Annotated in this window: 18 protein-coding genes; 11 read left to right on the top strand and 7 right to left on the bottom strand. The window is 70.0% G+C overall.

From position 1 onward, the window contains the following. Positions 1–51 precede the first annotated feature (51 nt). From ACH4NX_RS25030 to ACH4NX_RS25015, 4 genes are all read left to right on the top strand, one after another. A complete protein-coding gene (locus tag ACH4NX_RS25030; protein WP_398128739.1) occupies positions 52–1,317 on the top strand; it encodes a VWA domain-containing protein in 1,266 nt (421 codons plus the stop codon). A 90-nt stretch (positions 1,318–1,407) separates the two neighbouring features. Continuing rightward, on the top strand, positions 1,408–3,024 hold the full coding sequence (metG, locus tag ACH4NX_RS25025) for a methionine--tRNA ligase (RefSeq protein WP_351387369.1): 1,617 nt from the start codon (positions 1,408–1,410) through the stop codon (positions 3,022–3,024). Positions 3,025–3,128: 104 nt separating this feature from the next. Next, entirely contained in the window at positions 3,129–3,494 is a 366-nt protein-coding gene (locus ACH4NX_RS25020; protein WP_279564350.1) for a PH domain-containing protein, read from the top strand. Positions 3,495–3,671: 177 nt separating this feature from the next. Then, entirely contained in the window at positions 3,672–4,274 is a 603-nt protein-coding gene (locus ACH4NX_RS25015; RefSeq protein WP_398128740.1) for a hypothetical protein, read from the top strand. 65 nt (positions 4,275–4,339) lie between these two features. Here ACH4NX_RS25015 and ACH4NX_RS25010 read toward each other — a convergent pair whose 3' ends face one another. Next, positions 4,340–4,552, bottom strand: a complete 213-nt coding sequence (locus ACH4NX_RS25010; RefSeq protein WP_351387375.1) for a DUF397 domain-containing protein — start codon at positions 4,550–4,552, stop codon at positions 4,340–4,342. Beyond that, positions 4,549–5,424 carry a helix-turn-helix transcriptional regulator gene (locus tag ACH4NX_RS25005; protein WP_351387377.1) on the bottom strand — a complete coding sequence of 292 codons (876 nt, stop codon included), beginning with the start codon at positions 5,422–5,424 and terminating at the stop codon, positions 4,549–4,551. Before ACH4NX_RS25005 ends, ACH4NX_RS25010 begins: the two co-directional genes overlap by 4 nt. Before the next feature lie 158 nt (positions 5,425–5,582). Between ACH4NX_RS25005 and ACH4NX_RS25000 the strand changes: the two genes are divergently transcribed. From ACH4NX_RS25000 to ACH4NX_RS24990, 3 genes are all read left to right on the top strand, one after another. Next, positions 5,583–6,128, top strand: coding sequence for an ATP-binding protein (locus ACH4NX_RS25000; protein ID WP_398128741.1), 546 nt, complete (start codon positions 5,583–5,585; stop codon positions 6,126–6,128). Positions 6,129–6,267: 139 nt separating this feature from the next. Next, the gene (locus tag ACH4NX_RS24995) at positions 6,268–7,140 is read left to right on the top strand and encodes a helix-turn-helix domain-containing protein (RefSeq protein WP_398128742.1); all 873 of its coding nucleotides are present in this window, start codon (positions 6,268–6,270) and stop codon (positions 7,138–7,140) included. A gap of 58 nt (positions 7,141–7,198) precedes the next feature. After that, on the top strand, positions 7,199–7,804 hold the full coding sequence (locus tag ACH4NX_RS24990; protein WP_351387384.1) for a Uma2 family endonuclease: 606 nt from the start codon (positions 7,199–7,201) through the stop codon (positions 7,802–7,804). Positions 7,805–7,885: 81 nt separating this feature from the next. Here ACH4NX_RS24990 and aspS read toward each other — a convergent pair whose 3' ends face one another. Then, entirely contained in the window at positions 7,886–9,649 is a 1,764-nt protein-coding gene (aspS, locus tag ACH4NX_RS24985) for an aspartate--tRNA ligase (RefSeq protein WP_398128743.1), read from the bottom strand. Positions 9,650–9,829: 180 nt separating this feature from the next. Between aspS and ACH4NX_RS24980 the strand changes: the two genes are divergently transcribed. After that, a complete protein-coding gene (locus ACH4NX_RS24980; RefSeq protein WP_351387389.1) occupies positions 9,830–12,004 on the top strand; it encodes a SpoIIE family protein phosphatase in 2,175 nt (724 codons plus the stop codon). On the opposite strand, the gene ACH4NX_RS24975 is transcribed toward ACH4NX_RS24980, so the two are convergent. From ACH4NX_RS24975 to ACH4NX_RS24965, 3 genes are all read right to left on the bottom strand, one after another. Further along, positions 11,926–13,020, bottom strand: a complete 1,095-nt coding sequence (locus tag ACH4NX_RS24975) for an AI-2E family transporter (protein ID WP_351387391.1) — start codon at positions 13,018–13,020, stop codon at positions 11,926–11,928. The genes ACH4NX_RS24980 and ACH4NX_RS24975 overlap by 79 nt on opposite strands. Positions 13,021–13,116: 96 nt before the next feature. Beyond that, positions 13,117–14,094: a pirin family protein gene (locus ACH4NX_RS24970; protein ID WP_351387394.1), complete on the bottom strand. Its 978-nt coding sequence runs from the start codon at positions 14,092–14,094 to the stop codon at positions 13,117–13,119. Between the two features lie 139 nt (positions 14,095–14,233). Further along, on the bottom strand, positions 14,234–14,701 hold the full coding sequence (locus ACH4NX_RS24965) for an SseB family protein (protein WP_107477858.1): 468 nt from the start codon (positions 14,699–14,701) through the stop codon (positions 14,234–14,236). A 162-nt stretch (positions 14,702–14,863) separates the two neighbouring features. On the opposite strand from ACH4NX_RS24965, the gene ACH4NX_RS24960 reads away from it, so the two are divergent. The 3 genes from ACH4NX_RS24960 (at position 14,864) to ACH4NX_RS24950 (ending at position 18,474) form a co-directional block, all read left to right on the top strand. After that, positions 14,864–16,690 carry an acyl-CoA dehydrogenase gene (locus tag ACH4NX_RS24960; protein ID WP_398128744.1) on the top strand — a complete coding sequence of 609 codons (1,827 nt, stop codon included), beginning with the start codon at positions 14,864–14,866 and terminating at the stop codon, positions 16,688–16,690. Between the two features lie 98 nt (positions 16,691–16,788). Beyond that, positions 16,789–18,087, top strand: a complete 1,299-nt coding sequence (locus ACH4NX_RS24955; RefSeq protein ID WP_398128745.1) for a M18 family aminopeptidase — start codon at positions 16,789–16,791, stop codon at positions 18,085–18,087. Between the two features lie 135 nt (positions 18,088–18,222). Continuing rightward, positions 18,223–18,474 (top strand): DUF6458 family protein, encoded by a 252-nt coding sequence (locus tag ACH4NX_RS24950; protein ID WP_055418875.1) that lies wholly within the window; start codon positions 18,223–18,225, stop codon positions 18,472–18,474. A 24-nt stretch (positions 18,475–18,498) separates the two neighbouring features. Here the strand turns inward: ACH4NX_RS24950 and ACH4NX_RS24945 are convergent, their stop codons facing one another. Further along, a complete protein-coding gene (locus tag ACH4NX_RS24945; RefSeq protein ID WP_351387739.1) occupies positions 18,499–18,891 on the bottom strand; it encodes a cupin domain-containing protein in 393 nt (130 codons plus the stop codon). Positions 18,892–18,937: the final 46 nt, after the last annotated feature.

Raw genomic sequence — 18,937 nt, 5'->3', positions numbered from 1 at the left:
TCCGTCCTGGCCAGGGATTGACGGCATCAACTCACGCGAAGGGTTGCGCACATGGGCATTCTCACTCTCCTGCGGAACGCGTTCGGCCGGTCACGCAAAGAACGGACCGCCCAGGCGGAGGGTGCGACGCAGGAGACGGCACCGCCGGCCATCGCGCCGGAGCCGAAGCTCCCGTCCCAGCCCACCGCACCCCAGGAGCCGACCACGGCCCCGGAGCAGACCGCACCCCAGGAGCCGACTCCGGCCCCCGATCGGACCGCGGCGCCGGAGCAGGCGGAGGCCCCCGGCCCCGACCCCGCTCCCAAGGCGGCGGCCCAGGTCCCCGAGCCCCGCTCGGAGGCCTCCTCTGACGAGCACGAGCACGAGCACGAGCACGAGCACGAACTCGTCAAGGCGGCCTTCGCCAACATCACGGTCCCGAAACAGACGGAGTCCCCGGACGGCACCCCGCCCCCTCGGACCCCGGAAGCGGAACCGGAACCGGAACCGGAGACGACCCCGGAGCCCGCAGCCGCCGACGACGAGGAAGCCCCACAGGGGCCACCCGTACCCGACAACGAGACCAGCACGGATGGTGCGGGTGGGAACACAGGGACCGAAGGCGAAGCCGAGGCCGAACCCCACCCCCAGCCGGAGGCCCCCGCCGAGACCCCGAAACCGGCGACGCCCGCGGCCCGAGTCCGCTCCCGCGCCCCCGGCCTCACCACCGCCTACAAGGCCGCCGGCACCGCCCTCAGGAAGCACGACCTCACCGGCACCCGCGCCAAGGTCCACCTCGTCCTCGACCGCTCCGCCTCCATGCGCTCGTACTACAAGGACGGTTCCGCCCAGGCCCTCGCCGAGCAGACCCTCGCCCTCGCCGCGCACCTGGACCCCGAGGCCACGGTCCACGTCACGTTCTTCTCCACGGAGGTGGACGGCACCGGCGACCTCACCCTCACGGACCACGAGAACAAGATCGACGAGCTGCACGGCGCCCTCGGCCGCATGGGCCGTACCAGCTACCACGCCGCCGTGGAGGCCGTCCTCGCCCACCACGGGAAGGAAGCACCCGGCACCCCCGCCCTGGTGGTCTTCCAGACCGACGGCGCCCCCGACGCCAAGACCCCCGCCACCCAGTCGCTCGCCAAGGCGGCGGCCGACCACCCGGACGTCCACTTCTCCTTCGTCGCCTTCGGGGACCCGGAGAACAAGGCCTTCGACTACCTCCGCAAGCTCAAGACGGGCAACGCCTCCCACTTCCTCGCCGGCGAGACCCCCAGGGACCTCACCGACAAGGAGCTCTACGAAGGCGTACTGGCCACCTGGCGCCCGTAAGGCCCACAAGGGCGGACAGGGGACGATCACCCTGTCCGCCCCCCGAAACGCGTGTGAGTCGATCTCCATCCGACCAGTAGGATTTCGACCATGGCGGCCACTGGAAACGAGAAGCAGGGGGCGAAGGCGTTCTACGTCTCGACCCCCATCTACTACGTCAACGACGCTCCTCACCTGGGCCACGCCTATACGACCGTCGCAGGCGACGTGCTCACCCGCTGGCACCGCCAGCGCGGTGAGAAGGTGTGGTACCTCACCGGCACGGACGAGCACGGTCAGAAGATCATGCGCACGGCCGAGGCGAACGGGGTCACCCCGCAGGCCTGGGCCGACAAGCTCGTCACCGAGGCCTGGAAGCCCCTGTGGGAGCACCTCGACATCGCGAACGACGACTTCATCCGCACCACGCAGAAGCGGCACACCGACCGCGTCCAGGAGTTCGTGCAGGACCTGTACGACAAGGACGAGATCTACAAGGGCGGCTACGAGGGCCCGTACTGCGTGGGCTGCGAGGAGTACAAGCTCCCCGGCGAGCTGCTCGACGGCGAGGGCGAGTACGCGGGCCAGAAGCTGTGCCCGATCCACAAGAAGCCGGTGGAGATCCTCAGCGAGGAGAACTACTTCTTCAAGCTGAGCGAGTACAGCGAGAAGCTGCTCGCCCACTACGAGGCCAACCCGGGCTTCATCCAGCCCGAGTCCGCGCGCAACGAGGTCGTGAACTTCGTCCGCCAGGGCCTCCAGGACCTCTCCATCTCCCGCTCGACCTTCGACTGGGGCGTGCCGGTCCCCTGGGACGACAAGCACGTCATCTACGTGTGGGTCGACGCCCTGCTGAACTACGCCACGGCGGTCGGCTACAACGAGAACCCGGAGAAGTTCGAGGCGACCTTCCCGGCCGACGTGCACCTGGTCGGCAAGGACATCCTCCGCTTCCACGCGATCATCTGGCCGGCGATGCTGATGGCGCAGGGCCTGCCCCTGCCCGGGAAGATCGCCGCGAACGGCTGGCTGATGGTCGGCGGCGAGAAGATGAGCAAGTCCAACCTGACCGGCATCAAGCCGCAGGACCTGACCTCGCACTTCGGCGTGGACGCGTACCGCTGGTACTTCCTGCGCGCGATCGCGTTCGGCCAGGACGGCTCGTTCTCCTGGGAGGACTTCTCCGCCCGCTACACCAGCGAGCTGGCCAACGACTACGGCAACCTCGCGTCCCGCGTCGCGGCCATGGTCGGCAAGTACTTCGGCGGCGCGCTGCCGGCCTCGGCGGCCGACGGGGACGCGGAGAAGGCGATCCACGACGGCCTGGCCAAGGCCGTCGCGGAGGCCGACCGGAAGATCGGCGAGGAGCTGGACTTCCAGGGCGGCATCCTGGCCGTCTTCGACTTCGTGAAGCAGGTCAACGGCTACATCACCGAGCAGGAGCCCTGGAAGGTCGCGAAGGACACGTCGGACGAGGGCAAGGCCCGCCTGGCGACGATCCTCTACACGGCCGCCGAGTCGCTCCGCGCGGTGGCGGTCCTCCTCAACCCGATCATGCCGGACACCTCCCAGAAGCTCTGGGACTCCCTGGGCGCCGAGGCGTCCCTCGGCGCCCTCGCGGACCAGAGGGTCCAGGAGGCGGCGGACTGGGGCCGGCTGCCGGCCGGCTCGACGGTCACCAAGGGCGCGGTGCTCTTCCCGCGTCTCGAGGAGAAGCCGACCGCGTAACGCGCTCGCTACAGCACGGGGCCCGGGAGAAGGCAGACCTTCTCCCGGGCCTTCCGTTTTGCGAAGATCGGACGAGCACACCGGCTCACGAGGGGGCACCAGCCATGGCACTGTTCGGCAACGCACACAGCATCAACCCGGCCCAGGCGCAGCAGGACTACGCGCGTCTGCTCGGCCACGGAGAGCAGATCCACGCCGCCTACCTGCTGATCCGCGACACCATCCTGCTCACCGACCGGCGTCTGATCCTGGTCGACAAGCAGGGCATCACCGGCAAGAAGACCGAGTACCACTCGATCCCGTACCGCAGCATCACGCACTTCTCGGTCGAGACGGCCGGCCACTTCGACCTCGACGCCGAACTGAAGATCTGGCTCTCGGGCTCCCAGACCCCCATCGAGAAGACCTTCACCAAGGGCGTCGACATCTACGAGGTCCAGGCGATCCTGACCCAGTTCGTGGCGCGGTAGGTCGCCCGGTACGAGGAGACGGGGCAGGCCGCGAGGCCGGCTGCCACGCCCTTGAAGCGGTCACCGTCCGAAGCCTCGATAGCAAGCCCGTGACATGATCACAATGCAAGCTGTACAGCGGGTTGAAAGTGTCAGTGACGCCCGGTACGGGACGTCCGACGACACAGGGAATTCACCATGGCCCGCTCCACCTCCACCCGCCTTCGCCACCGTCGCATCGCAGTCGCGGCCACCGCGGGGCTGCTCTCCCTGGGGCTGCTGACCGCATGCGGCAGCGGCTCGTCGGACGCGGGATCGTCGGGCGCGAGCTCGTCCGACGCCGAGGCGAAGCCCCGTTCCAGCGCGACCGAGGAGGTGAAGACGAAGGACATCCTGGCGGGGGACGCCCTCACCTCCCACAACTTCGCCTTCAACATGGAAGGCCGAGACGTCGAGTACCTCGCGGAGGTCTCCAGCCTGCGCATGGCAGAAGACGAGCAGACCACGCAGCAGTCGCAGAACGGCAGGGCCGGTCGCAGCCTGATCCCCGGCGCCGGCGCGGGTGGGGAGGCGGTGATCGTTCGCGGCGAGACCAGGTCCGAGGAGCTCACCAGGTTCACGGCCGGAGAGACCACGCCCGAGACCGTCTCCCTCGTCATTCTCGACTACCAGAACAACCCCGTGAAGCGGTACGAGATGGCGGACCCCAGCGTCACCAGGATCGACCAGCCCCCGGCCGGAGCGAACGGCACACCGACGGAGACCCTCACGATCAGCTTCTCGCAGCTGACCGTCCACTGAGCTCGAACGTACAACGCGCCCCGCGCCCGGTGACAACCGGACCCGGGGAACGCGCGGTTGAGAAATCAGCTTCCGGACGCGTATGTCACAAGGTCCGCCCACGCCTCCGGCGCCACCGCGAGGCGGGGGCTCGCGTCGCGGTACTTGGAGTCGCGGACGTGGACGGTGCCGGGGGTGGTCGCCACCTCGACGCAGGAGTCGCCGTCGGGGCCGCTGCTGTAACTGCTCTTGAACCAAGCCAGTTCGGAGGCGTCACCGGCGAGGGCCTTGCGGATCATGTGTCTCCCAGCAGTTGCTCGATGAAGGACAGCGACTCCCCTGGCGGGAAAGCCTGCGCCCGGATGGTGCCGTACCGCAGCTCAAGAATGCGAAGCTGCCTCGGATCGTGCGTCGGGCGTCCGTTGAACGCCCCGTCGGAGCGTCCCACCGCCGTGCCGTCCTCGAACTTCAGCACTTCGATCCTGCCGCTCATGCCGGGGTGCGGTCCACTCTCCATCGGCATCACCTGGAGAGTGACACTGTTCATCTGCCCCACCTCCAGCAAGCGTTCGAATTGCTGCCGTCGAACCATTGTGCCTCCCACCTTGCGCCGAAGCGTCCCCTCTTCCAGGACGAAGCTCAGCGCGGGCGCAGGAGACCGCTCGTAGACGGCCTGGCGAGCGATACGGGCGGCCACTCGGCGTTCCAGGTCCTCTGGTGTGTAGGCAGGCTGCCAAGACTCAAGCAGCGCCCTGGTGTACTCCGGAGTCTGCAGGAGACCAGCGATGTTGCTGTTCTCGTACACCCCGATCTCCACCGCCCGCGCCTCCATCTGAGCAAGATCCCGCACCCTCTTCGGGTACCGGACCTTCGCCACGTCCTCCTTCATCGCGGCGAGCAGCCCACCCGCCCCCAGCACCTCGTCGGCCATCTCCAGGTACTCCGGCCGGGGAATCCGCTTCCCGCCCTCGATCTTGTAGACGAGATCCTCGCCGTACCCCACGGCCCTGCCGAACTCCCCGGCCCGCATCCCCACGGCCTCCCGGCGCAGCTTCAGCTGCCGCCCCACGGTGGCGACCACCGCCACGCCCCACTCGTCGTCCGGGTCCACCTCCCACCCGGGCTCGTCAGCCTCGGTCCTGAGCCGCCGAACCTCACCGTCCACCGACATGCGCGCGCCCCTCCGTCGTGCCGCCTCGTACCAGCCACGCCCTACCCGCACGCACCGCCCTGACAAGCCCGGACACCACCGGACAACCGCCAGACAGTCACCGTACGCAACGGCGTCATCACTCCTCACGGTACGCAGCTGCGGCCACGCTGAGTGACGTGAATCAGAAACTCGCCCAGCCCGGCGGACGCGTCCGCAACTTCAGCCTCCTGCTGTCCCCCACGCCCCGGGGCGCCCGTCTCGCCCGGCTGCTGACAACCGAACAACTGCGCGCCTGGGGATTGCCATTGGACCCGGCGGCACACATCGTCGCCGAGCTGGCGAACAACGCAGCCACCCACGGACGCGTCCCGGGCCGGAACTTCCAGCTCCTGCTCTACGTGGTCGGCGAGACCCTCCGCATCGAGGTCACGGACACGCGCGGTGACCGGCTGCCGTGCCTGCGCCCCACCGGCCCCGCCGACGAGTCCGGTCGCGGTCTGGCCCTCGTGGCGGCCCTCGCCGACCGCTGGGGAGTGACCCCCGGCCTGCCGCCCCGCAAAACGGTCTGGGCCGAACTCGCCCTCCCGCCCCAGAAAACGCCGGAACACGACGGGGCGGGTTCCGGTCGCACCCGCGCCCCCTATGAACCACCAACTGGGGAGAAAGCAACCCACCAAGCCCCTCCCCTCCCTCCCGCCGGGCGCGGTCACTCCGGCGAGTGAATATGCCAACTTGGCTGGATTCGGGACCGGTTGTCTGCCCTACGCTCAGCGGCGACACACCACCAGACATGCGACGGCCCTCGCCGGGAGTGGGATCCCAATGCGAGGGCCTAGCCACCAAGGAAGAGATCGCTTCCCGATGACTGCCCAGCACCCTAACGCGCCCATGCCCGCCACGTCCGGAACCCCGGACGAAGACCACTCCCACGAGCAGCCGCTCGCGGGCGTCGTCCACGACAACGTCCGCCACACCGAGAGCTTCACGGTGGTCGGCAACCACCTCGTCCAGCACAAGGAGCTGTCCCTGCTCGCCATCGGGCTCTCCTGTTACATCCAGTCCGTGCGGCAGGGCACCTCCGTCGACATCAAGAGCCTCGCCGCCCGCTTCCCCGAGGGCCCGACCCGCATCGCCGCCGGACTGCGCGAGCTGGAGAAACACGGCTACCTGCGACGCACGTGTACGCGCACGTCCACCGGCCGGATCGTCACCCGCACGGTCTCCTGCAACAGGCCCGGACACAGCAGCGGCGGCGCACGGGAGACGGCATCCCGCCCCTCCGCCCGGCGCGCGGCCCAGGAGAAGCCGCCGCCGCGCAAGCGCCTCCCCGCCGTGCCCCAGCCGTCGTGTCCCGCCCCCGCCCTCCTCCAGGCGGCCGTCGACGTCCTCACCGGCCTGCGCCGCCGCGACCCCCGCCTCCTCCTCTCGGCCACCGACGCCGAACACCTCGCCCCGGGCGTCGCCGCCTGGCTGGAACGCGAGGTCAGCCCCACCGCCGTACGCCACGCCCTGACCGAGAACCTGCCGCTCGAGCCCCTGATCCGGCCGGCCGCCTTCCTCGCCCACCGCCTGACCGCCCAGTTGCCGCCCCCACCACCGCTCCGGCCACCGGCCCCGCAGGCCCCCGAGCCCCGGCACCCGTTCCAGACCTGCGACGGCTGCGACCGCCCCTTCCGCGCCCCGGATCCCGGCCGCTGCCGCGACTGCCGAACCGATCACCCGGAGGACGCCTAGCATGAACTCGACGATCCTTGCCCGAGCCCGTGGGCACACACGACGAGGAGCGAGCGCCATGACCATCGCACCCGACAACGCGCAGCAGGGCGCCTCCCACCCCTACCGGGCCATGCGCGACTTCGTTCAGTCCTCGGACGACACGCTGCCCGGCAAGTTCGAGATCACCAAGGAAGGGATCGTCCACGACATGATGTCGCCCAGCGGTCGGCACGAGCTGACCACACTGCGGCTCCGGAAGCGCCTGGAGAAGGTGATGCCGGAAGAGATCGTGGCGCACACCGGTGAGCCGGACGTGGAGGACGAGCCCGAAGGCGTCATGCGGCGGCCCGATCTGATGGTGATCGCCGAGGAGGACATGGACATCGAGGGATCGTTCGACCCCCGGTCGCTCATCGCTGCCGTCGAGGTCGTCTCCCGCTCCAACCCGGGCAACGACTGGGTGGGCAAAGTGCGCGACTACCCCCTGCTCGGCATCCCCGTCTACGCGGTCTTCGACCCCCGCACAGGCACCGGCGCCGTCCTCACCGACATCCACACCACCCCCGACGGCCCCCGCTACGCCACCCGCAAGGACTTCGTCTACGGCGAGGACGTCACCATCGCCGACTGGACCATCCCGACCCGGGACCTGCCGCTCTACCGGAGCGAGGACCAGGCGTGACGACGACGTAGGGCCCGGCACCGGAGGTCGATCCGGTGCCGGGCCCTACGCGGTGCCGTGCCGTGCCGTGCCGTCGGCGGACTACTTCGGCTGCGGCTTGCGCACCGTCAGGTGCAGTTCGCGCAGCCGGGTCTCGTCCAGCTCGGTCGGCGCGCCCATCATCAGGTCCTGGGCGTTGCCGTTGAGCGGGAAGGCGATCGTCTCGCGGATGTTGGGCTCGTCGGCGAGCAGCATGACGATGCGGTCGACGCCCGGGGCGATGCCACCGTGCGGCGGGGCGCCGAAGCGCAGCGCGCGCAGCATGCCGGCGAACTCGCGCTCGACGGTCTCCGCGTCGTAGCCCGCGATTCCGAAGGCCTTGAGCATGATGTCGGGCTCGTGGTTCCGGATCGCGCCGGAGGACAGCTCGACGCCGTTGCAGACGATGTCGTACTGCCAGGCGAGGATGTCCAGCGGGTCCTGGTTCTCCAGGGCGTCCATGCCGCCCTGCGGCATCGAGAACGGGTTGTGGGAGAAGTCGATCTTCCCCGTCTCCTCGTCCTTCTCGTACATCGGGAAGTCGACGATCCAGCAGAACCGGAAGACGTTCTCCTCGAAGTGCCCGGCGCGCTTGGCGGCCTCGACCCGCACCGCGCCCATGATCTTCGAGACCTCGTCGAACTCGCCGGCGCCGAAGAACACCGCGTGGCCGGGGGCCAGGGCGAGCCGCTTGGTCAGCTCCGCGACGTTCTCCTCGGTGAGGAACTTCGCGATCGGGCCGGTCAGCGCGCCGTCCTCGCCGACGCGGACCCAGGCCAGGCCCTTGGCGCCCTGCGTGACGGCGTAGTCGCCGAGCTGGTCGAAGAACTTGCGGGACTGGCCCGCCACGTCCGGCACCGGCAGCGCGCGGACGTGCTTGCCGGCGAAGGCCTTGAACTCCGAGCCCGCGAAGACGTCGGTGATGTCGACGAGCTCCAGCTTGGCGCGCAGGTCCGGCTTGTCGGAGCCGTATTTCAGCATGGCCTCGCGGAACGGGATCCGCGGGAAGGGGGACGTGACCTCACGGCCGTTGCCGAACTCCGTGAACAGCTCCGTCATCAGCCGCTCGACCGGCTGGAAGACGTCCTCCTGCTCGACGAAGCTCATCTCGACGTCGAGCTGGTAGAACTCGCCCGGCGAACGGTCGGCGCGGGCGTCCTCGTCACGGAAGCAGGGCGCGATCTGGAAGTACCGGTCGAAGCCGGAGATCATCAGCAGCTGCTTGAACTGCTGCGGCGCCTGCGGCAGCGCGTAGAAGCGGCCCGCGTGCAGACGGGAGGGGACCACGAAGTCGCGGGCACCCTCGGGGGAGGTGGCGGTGAGGATGGGCGTCGCCATCTCGTTGAAGCCGAGGGCCACCATCTTGCTGCGGATCGAGGAGATGACCGACGTACGCAGCATGATGTTGCGGTGCATGCGCTCGCGGCGCAGGTCCAGGAAGCGGTACTCCAGGCGCCGCTCCTCGTTGACCCCGTCCTCGGCGTTGATGGTGAACGGCAGCGGCTGGGCGGCGCCGAGCAGCTCGACCTCGCCCACCTCGACCTCTACCTCGCCGGTGGGCAGGTCGGGGTTGATGTTGTCGGCGCCCCGGGAGACGACCTTGCCGTCGACACGAACGGTCGATTCCTTGGTCAGTTTGTCCAGCGCCTCGTACGCCGCGGTGCCCGGACGGGCGACGAGCTGCGTGATGCCGTGGTGATCGCGCAGATCGATGAAGAGGATGCCGCCCAGGTCGCGCCGATTGTGCAGCCAGCCACTCAGCCGGACGTCGGTGCCGACGTCAGAGGAGCGGAGCTCGCCGCAGGTGTGGGACCTGTACCGATGCATCGTCGTTCATCCAGCCTTCGTGGATCGGGGATGGTGTTCCGCGTTTCACGTGAAACAACCCCAGCGTGAAACAACCCCCAGCGTACCGGCCGGGCACAGCTCTCCTCCTCCCCATTGACGCGACGCGGGCCCGGGGTCGACCGGTGGCAGTGTCCGATCACCTCTTCCTACAGTGGATGAATGCGCACTGGTGAGCCGCTGCCCGAGGTGGGGGAGGTCCTTGCCGCCCTCGCGACCGGTCTGTGGCACTGGGACACCGCCGCGGGGACGGTCACGGTCGACGCGGAGGCGGCCCGGCTGCTCGGGCTGCCCCCGGAACGGGCGAGTCACACCGAGGCCCAGGTACGGGCCCGGCTGCATCCGGTGGACTGGAACGAGATCACCGGGGTGGTCCAGCTCGCCGTCGCCGAGAGCACCCTCGCCGAGGTCCGGATCCGCATCATGGACGAGCAGGGCCACATCGTCCGGATCGTCCGCAGCCGCTCCAAGCCGTCGTTCGACCCCGTGCGCAAGGCGTACGAGCTGATCGGCACCCTGCAAGAGGTCGCCGAGCCGACCCCGGGCACCCCCGCCGGGCGCAGCGCGGTCACCGGCGACTGGCGCCGCTCACGGGAGGCCTTCCTGCTGGACGCGGGCCGGGCGCTGGCCGAGGCGCGGTCCACCGAGGAGGTGCTGCGGGTCGCGGCGGGCCTGTCGATGCCGGGGTTCACCCCGGACGGGCTGGCGGTCTTCGGGGTGTCGGGCGATCGCCTGACGGTCATCGGCCACCACGGACAGCCGCAGAACGACATGAACCCGTTCGTGAACATGCCGCTGGAGACGGACTACCCGGCCGCCGAGGTGGTCCGCACCGGCCGTGCCGTCTATCTCTCCTCCCCCGAGCAGTACCGGTCCCACTACCCCCTCACCTGGCCGCTCGCCGAACGCTTCGGCCGCCGTTCGTGGGCCTTCCTGCCGCTGACCGTGGCGGGCCGCCCGATGGGCGCCTGGATGGCCGCCTTCGCCTACCCGGTCGCGTTCACGCCGGACGAACGGTCGGTGCTGACCACCGTGGCGCGGATGCTGGCACAGGCCCTGTCCCGGGCGGGCGCCGCCGAGACCCAGCGGGAGCTGACCGAGGGGCTGCAGCGCACCATGCTGCCCGTGCTCGGCCCGGAGATCCCCGGCATGGGCGTCGCCGCCCGCTACGTCCCCACCGGCGGCGGCCTCCAGGTCGGCGGCGACTGGTACGACATGATCCAGCTGCCCGGGGGGCGCTTCGCCCTGGTCATCGGCGACGTCCAGGGGCACGACGTACGGGCGGCCGGACTGATGGGCCAGCTGCGTATCGCCCTGCGCGCCTACGCCGCCGAGGGGCACCGTCCCGACGCGGTGCTCGCCCGCGCCTCCCACTTCTTCCACGGTCTCGCCCAGTCCGGTGACGACCCCGGGGACCTGCGCTTCGCGACCTGCTACTACGCGGAGGTCGACCCCGCGACCGGCACCGTGGAGAGTGCCCGCGCCGGGCACCTGGACCCGGTCGTACGCATGGCGGACGGGACGGCGCTGATCCTCGCCACGGCGGGCGGGCTGCCCCTCGGCATCGACCCGGACTCCGACTACCCGATCACCCGGCTCGCCCTGGAGCCCGGGGACACCCTGATGCTGTGCACGGACGGTCTGGTCGAGACCGGCGGCCACGATCTGCAGACCGGCTGGCACCGGCTGCGCGTCATCCTGGAGGAGCACGACGGCGGCCTGGAGGAACTGGCCGACGCGCTGGTCCAGGCCGTCCACGGACCCTCCTCGCACCACACCACCGGCCCGCTGGCCGACCGGCGGGAGGACGACATCGCCCTGCTGCTGCTGTGCCGGCAGGGCGAGGGCTGCGGCTGCGGCGACAGCACCGTGGCCCGCGCCCCGGTACGCCGCACGATGCTGACGGTCGCGCAGGCCGAGCCCGCGCGGATCGCCACCGCCCGGCAGCATCTGCGCGACCTGCTGCACGACTGGCCCAGCGAGGAGCAGCGGGACGCCGCGGTGCTCCTGCTCTCCGAGATGCTGACGAACGTCCTGGTCCACACCGACGCCGACGCCCTGCTGGTGGCCGAGGTCGCCGGGGAGCCGGGCGCGCGGCAGATCCGGGTGGAGGTCACCGACAGCGGCGACGACCTGCCGCACAAGCGCCGTCCGGGGGAGATGGCGTCCTCCGGACGCGGCCTGATACTGATCGAACTGCTGGCGGACGCGTGGGGCGTCGCCCCGCGCGGCAAGGGCAAGAGCATCTGGTACGAGGTCTACGAGTCGGCGGGTCCGGAGGACGGGCCCGGAGACGGCCGGGGCGGCGGCCCGGCCGGCGAACCCGAGGCCGCGTAACGCCCCTGGAGTTCGTGGACCACCCCGAAGGCGGCGGCCGTGAGGGGAACGGCGAGGAGCATCCCCAGGATGCCGGCCACCGACGCCCCCGCGGTCAGGGCCAGCAGCACGATGGCCGGATGCATGTGCACGGTCCGGCTCTGGACCATCGGCTGGAGGATGTGCCCCTCCAGCACCTGCACGGCCAGGACCACCCCGAGGGCCCACAGTGCGATGACGAAGCCCCGGTCGGCCAGCGCGACCAGCACGGCGACGGCTCCGGAGATGAAGGCGCCGAGGTAGGGGATGTAGGCGCCGACGAAGACCAGCGCGCCGAGCCCCACCGCGCCGGGGACGCGGAGGACGAGCAGCCCGATCGTGATGCAGGTCGCGTCGATGAGGGCGATGAGGGTGGTGCCCCGCATGAACCCCTCGACGGCCCCGAAGGCCCGCCGGGCCATCGCCTCGACCATGTCGGCGCCGCCGGGCGGGGCGATGGCCCGCACCGTCCCGGTGGCCCGGTCCGAGTCGCGCAGGAAGAAGAAGACGAGCAGCAGGGCGAGCACGGCCATGGCGATCATCTCGCCGACGACGCTGATCCCGGTGACCACGCCCGAGGCGGCCGTACCGCCGAACTTGCCGAGCAGCTCCTGTGCGTTGGACGCGATGTCGTCCAGCGAGGTCCCGGCGGCCCCGAAGTGGTCGGTGATGTCCTTCGCGGCGTCCCGGAGCGAGGCGATGATCTGGTCGCCGGTCTCGATGAGCGCGGACACCACGATGTACACGGCCCCGCCCACCACGGCCACGACGGCGACGCAGGTGAGCCCGGCGGCCAGCGACCGCTGCACGTGCGCCTTCACCAGCCACCGGTGCAGCGGTCTGAGCAGTGCGGTGCCGAGCAGCGCGAGCAGCGCCGGGGTCACCGCGGTGCGGAACTCGACGCAGAGCCGGATCGCGACGTAGACGACACCGCTGGCGAGCAGGATGACGGCACACCAGGCGGCGAACCGACGGACCGGACCGGGAAGCAGCTGCACGCTCCCAGCCGATCACGCACCGGGCGGGCTGTCCTGCGTGGACGGCCCGCCCGGGTTACGCGGTGCCGGCACGGCGCCTGCCGGCGCATGAGCGCGTCAGGCGTCCGGTCCCGCCGACGACATGCCGTGCACGGCCGGGACGGTGCCCAGGCGCCCCTTCTGGAAGTCCTCGAACGCCTGCTGGAGCTCTTCCCGGGTGTTCATGACGAACGGCCCGTAGTGCGCCATCGGCTCGCGGATCGGCTGCCCGCCCAGCAGCACGACCTCCAGGTCCGGGGTGTGGGAGTCCTGCTTCTCGTCCGCGCGGACGGTCAGCGAGCCTCCCGCGCCGAAGACGGCGGTCTGCCCCAGGTGGACCGGACGCCGCTCGGCGCCCACGGAGCCGCGGCCGGCCATCACGTACGCCAGGCCGTTGAACTCCTCCCGCCAGGGCAAGGTGATCTCCGCGCCCGGCGCGAGCGTCGCGTGGACCATGGTGATCGGCGTGTGCGTGATGCCGGGGCCCTCGTGGCCGTCCAGCTCACCGGCGATGACCCGCAGCAGCGAGCCGCCGTCCGGGGAGGTGAGCAGCTGGACGGAGCCACTGCGGATGTCCTGGTACCTGGGGGCCATCATCTTGTCCTTGGCCGGCAGGTTCACCCAGAGCTGGAGCCCGTGGAACAGTCCGCCCGACATGACGAGCTGCTCCGGCGGCGCCTCTATGTGCAGCAGGCCGGAGCCCGCCGTCATCCACTGGGTGTCGCCGTTGGTGATGGTGCCACCGCCGCCGTTGGAGTCCTGGTGGTCGAATATCCCGTCGACGATGTAGGTGACGGTCTCGAAACCGCGGTGCGGGTGCCAGGGCGTTCCCTTCGGCTCCCCGGGCGCGTACTCCACCTCACCCATCTGGTCCATCATGATGAACGGGTCGAGATGGCGGTAGTTGATCCCGGCGAACGCGCGGCGAACCGGGAAGCCCTCGCCCTCGAAACCGCCGGGCGCGGTCGTGACGGTGAGCACGGGACGTGCGACGGCGTCGGCGGGTGCGGATACACGGGGCAGCGTCAACGGGTTCTCGACGGTCACTGCAGGCATGTCGGTACCTCCTCGGGTACGCCCACTTTAGTTGAGCGTTGAACTTCTTGCCACCTGGAACCGAGAAAGCCCGGAGGGCATTCCCTCCGGGCTTCCTCGGTCACGGCGGCCGGTCGGGCCACCTGTCGGGCGACGGTGTCTAGCCGTACATGCGGCGCATCGCAAAATCGACCATCTGCTCTACGGCCTTCGCGTCGAACACCATCCGGTGCTCCCCCTCCATGTCCAGCACGAAGCCGTAGCCGGTCGGCAGCAGGTCGATCACCTCCGCGCCGGTGATCACGAAGTACTTGGACTCCTTGCCCGCGTACCGGCGCAGCTCCTTGAGCCCGGTGAACATCGGAATCACCGGCTGCTGGGTGTTGTGCAGCGCGAGGAAGCCCGGGTTGTCGCCGCGCGGGCAGTAGACCTTCGAGGTCGCGAAGATCTGCTGGAAGTCCTCGGCGGACATCTGGCCGGTGGTGAAGGCGCGCACCGCGTCCGCGAGCGAGGGCGGGGACGGCTCGGGGTACAGCGGCGGCTGCTGCCCGTATCCGCCGGACATCGGCTGCTGCGGCGGGGCGTACTGCTGCTGCTGTTGGCCCGCGGTCTGGTCGTAGCCGTACATGCCGCACAGAGTAACGAGTAACGAGTCACAGATGTCCGGCTCGGGGTTGCTTCTTAATACCGACGGGTAGCATCATCGTAGCTACTACTCGGTACGTGTAGTTGGTATGTGTACAGATGCGAGGAGCCAGTGCCTCGCCGATCTCTCAACGGAGCCGTCGCCATGGGGCACTACAAGCCGAATCTCCGGGACATCGAGTTCAACCTCTTCGAGGTGCTCGGCCGCGACAAGCTGTACGGCACCGGCCCGTTCGCGGAGATGGACACGGACACCGCCAAGAGCGTCCTGGAGGAGCTGACCCGCCTCTCGGAGAACGAGCTGGCCGAGTCCTTCGCCGACGCCGACCGCAACCCGCCGGTCTTCGACCCCGAGACGAACACCGCGCCGGTCCCGGCGTCCTTCAAGAAGAGCTACCAGGCCTTCATGGACTCCGAGTACTGGCGTCTGGGCCTGCCCGAGGAGATCGGCGGCACCACCTCGCCCCGCTCCCTCGTCTGGGCCTACGCGGAGCTGATCCTCGGCGCCAACCCGGCCGTGTGGATGTACTCCTCCGGCCCCGCGTTCGCGGGCATCCTCTTCGAGGAGGGCAACGAGGCGCAGAAGCACATCGCGTCCTTCGCCGTGGAGAAGCAGTGGGGCTCCACCATGGTGCTCACCGAGCCGGACGCCGGCTCGGACGTCGGCGCCGGCCGGACCAAGGCGGTCCAGCAGGAGGACGGCTCCTGGCACATCGAGGGCGTGAAGCGCTTCATCACGTCCGGTGAGCACGACATGTCGGAGAACATCCTCCACTACGTCCTCGCCCGCCCCGAGGGCGCCGGCCCGGGCACCAAGGGCCTGTCCCTCTTCCTCGTCCCGAAGTACGAGTTCGACTTCGAGACCGGTGAGCTCGGCGCGCGCAACGGCGTCTACGCCACCAACGTCGAGCACAAGATGGGCCTGAAGGCCTCCAACACCTGCGAGATGACCTTCGGCGACCGCCACCCCGCCAAGGGCTGGCTGATCGGCGACAAGCACGACGGCATCCGCCAGATGTTCCGCATCATCGAGTTCGCGCGGATGATGGTCGGCACGAAGGCGATCTCCACCCTCTCCACGGGCTACCTCAACGCCCTGGAGTACGCCAAGGAGCGCGTCCAGGGCCCCGACCTGGCCAACTTCATGGACAAGACGGCCCCCAAGGTCACCATCACGCACCACCCGGACGTCCGCCGCTCCCTCATGACGCAGAAGGCGTACGCGGAGGGCATGCGCGCGCTGGTGATGTACACGGCCTCCGTCCAGGACGAGATCCAGGTCAAGGAGGCGAACGGCGAGGACGCCGCCACCGAGCACGCCCTCAACGACCTGCTCCTGCCGATCGTCAAGGGCTACGGCTCGGAGAAGGCCTACGAGCAGCTCGCCCAGTCGCTCCAGACCTTCGGCGGCTCCGGCTTCCTCCAGGAGTACCCGATCGAGCAGTACATCCGCGACGCCAAGATCGACACCCTGTACGAGGGCACCACGGCGATCCAGGGCCAGGACTTCTTCTTCCGGAAGATCGTCCGCAACCAGGGCGCCGCGCTGAACTCGCTCGCCGAGGACATCAAGAAGTTCCTCGCCCTCGGCACCGGCGGCGAGGAGCTGTCCGGCGCCCGCGAGCACCTGGCCAAGGCCGCCGTCGAGCTGGAGGCCATCGTCGGCCTCATGCTCACCGACCTCGCCGCCACCGAGCAGGACGTCAAGAACATCTACAAGGTGGGCCTCAACACCACCCGCCTCCTCCTCGCCTCCGGTGACGTGATCGTCGGCTACCTGCTCCTCAAGGGCGCCGCGATCGCCGCCGAGAAGCTGCCGACCGCGTCCGCCAGGGACAAGGCGTTCTACACCGGCAAGATCGCCGCCGCGAAGTTCTTCGCGGCCAACGTCCTGCCGGGCCTCACCATGGCCCGCAAGATCGCGCAGGGCGTCGAACTGGACCTGATGGAGCTGGACGAGGCCGCCTTCTAGGACCCGTCCGCTCCCCTCCACCAATTCCACACACCCTGACGAGGGCCCGCTCCCGCCGCACGGGAAGCGGGCCCTCGCACGTCGTTAAGGTGAACCCCATGAGCGCACCCTCCCGCTTCGACCGCGGCCACACCGACGACCTCATGTCCTTCCTCGCGGCCGGCCCCACGCCGTACCACGCCGTGTCGAGTGCCGCCGAGCGGCTCGAGAAGGCCGGCTTCCGGCAGGTCGCGGAGACGGACGCCTGGGAGGGCACCGCGGGCGGCAAGTACGTGCTGCGCGGCGGCGCGATCGTGGCCTGGTACGCCCCCGAGGACGCGGCCCCGCACACCCCCTTCCGCATCGTCGGCGCGCACACCGACTCCCCCAACCTGCGCGTGAAGCCCCGCCCGGACACCGGGGCGCACGGCTGGCGCCAGGTCGCCGTGGAGATCTACGGCGGCCCCCTGATGAACTCCTGGCTCGACCGCGACCTGGGCCTGGCCGGCCGCCTCACCCTGCGCGACGGCACGACCCGCCTGGTCAACGTCGACCGCCCGCTGCTCCGCGTGCCGCAACTCGCCATCCACATGGACCGCAACGTGTCCGCGGAGGGCCTCAAGCTCGACAAGCAGCGCCACCTCCAGCCCGTCTGGGGCCTGGGCGACACCGTCAGCGACGGCGACCTGATCGCCTTCCTGGAGGACGAGGCGGGACTCGCCCGCGGCGAGGTCACCGGCTGGGACCTGATGACCCACTCGGTGGAGCCCCCGGCCTACCTGGGCCGCGACCGGGACCTGGTGGCCGGGCCCCGGATGGACAACCTCCTGTCCGTGCACGCCGGCGTGGCCGCCCTGGCCGCGGTCGCCACCTCCGGCGCGGACCTCCCGTACATCCCGGTCCTGGCCGCCTTCGACCACGAGGAGACCGGCTCCCAGTCGGACACCGGCGCCGACGGCCCGCTCCTCGGCAGCGTGCTGGAACGCTCGGTCTTCGCGCGCGGCGGATCGTACGAGGACCGGGCGCGCGCCTTCGCCGGCACCGTCTGCCTGTCCTCCGACACGGGCCACGCCGTCCACCCCAACTACGCGGAGCGGCACGACCCGACGCACCACCCGCGCGTCAACGGCGGCCCGATCCTGAAGGTCAACGTCAACAACCGCTACGCCACGGACGGTTCGGGCCGCGCGGTGTTCGCCGCCGCCTGCGAGAAGGCGAACGTCCCCTTCCAGACCTTCGTCTCCAACAACTCCATGCCGTGCGGCACGACCATCGGCCCGATCACGGCGGCCCGGCACGGCATCAGCACCGTCGACATCGGCGCCGCGATCCTCTCGATGCACAGCGCCCGGGAGTTGTGCGGCGCCGACGACCCGTACCTGCTGGCGAACGCGCTGGTGGCTTTCCTGGAGGGCTGAGCCGAGGCCCGCGCCCCGAGCGTTCCCCGGCCGGAACACCCCTGCGTCGCATGGGTGTTCCGGCCGGGGGTACCCGCACGGAACCGGATCGACCGGAAACCCGGAACCGACCGGATCTACAGGGAGGCGACACTCATGGGCCTCGGCGGGTGCATCATCCTCATCGCCGTGGGAGCCATCCTCACGTTCGCGACCGACTGGGACATGCAGGGTGTGAACCTCGACCTGGTCGGTGTCATCTTCATGATCGTCGGCCTGATCGGTGTAGCGACGTTCAGCAGCATCGCCCGGCGCCGCCGCGTCGTGATGCCGCCGACGACCCCGGTCGTCGAGGAACGGCCCCACCACCACACCCGGGACGGCTACCACAACGGCTACGGCGCCTGAGCCCCGCCGGTCCGCGTGCCGCCCTCACGTCAGCGCGTGTCCCGTCGTGGCGTCCACGTGGTCGGGCACCTCGTCGTGCCGGTCGCCCACGGTCGACGTCCCCGTCGGTTCGAGGAGCAGGATCTCGGTGGGGACGGGGGCGTACGGCTTGTGCTCGGTGCCGCGCGGGACGGTGAAGACCGAGCCCTTGGGCAGAACGGCCGTGCGTTCGCCGTCGGGTCCGCGCAGCGCGATGTGGAGTTCGCCGGCCAGGACCAGGAAGAACTCGTCGGTGTGGTCGTGCGCGTGCCAGACGTGCTCGCCCTCGACCTTGGCGACACGGACGTCGTAGTCGTTGACGGCGGCGACGATGCGGGGGCTCCACTGCTCGGTGAAGGACGCGAGGGCGGAGTCGAGGGAGACGGGCTCCTGTGACATGAGTTCCTGTGACATGACGCCATCGTGGGGTGTGCCGTGTCCGCCG

The sequence above is a fragment of the Streptomyces sp. NPDC017225 genome (genome assembly GCF_044331465.1).
In the GTDB taxonomy this organism is placed as follows: Bacteria; Actinomycetota; Actinomycetes; order Streptomycetales; family Streptomycetaceae; genus Streptomyces.
Note: the sequence above shows the minus strand (reverse complement) of the source record. Positions and strands in the feature narration are given on the sequence as shown.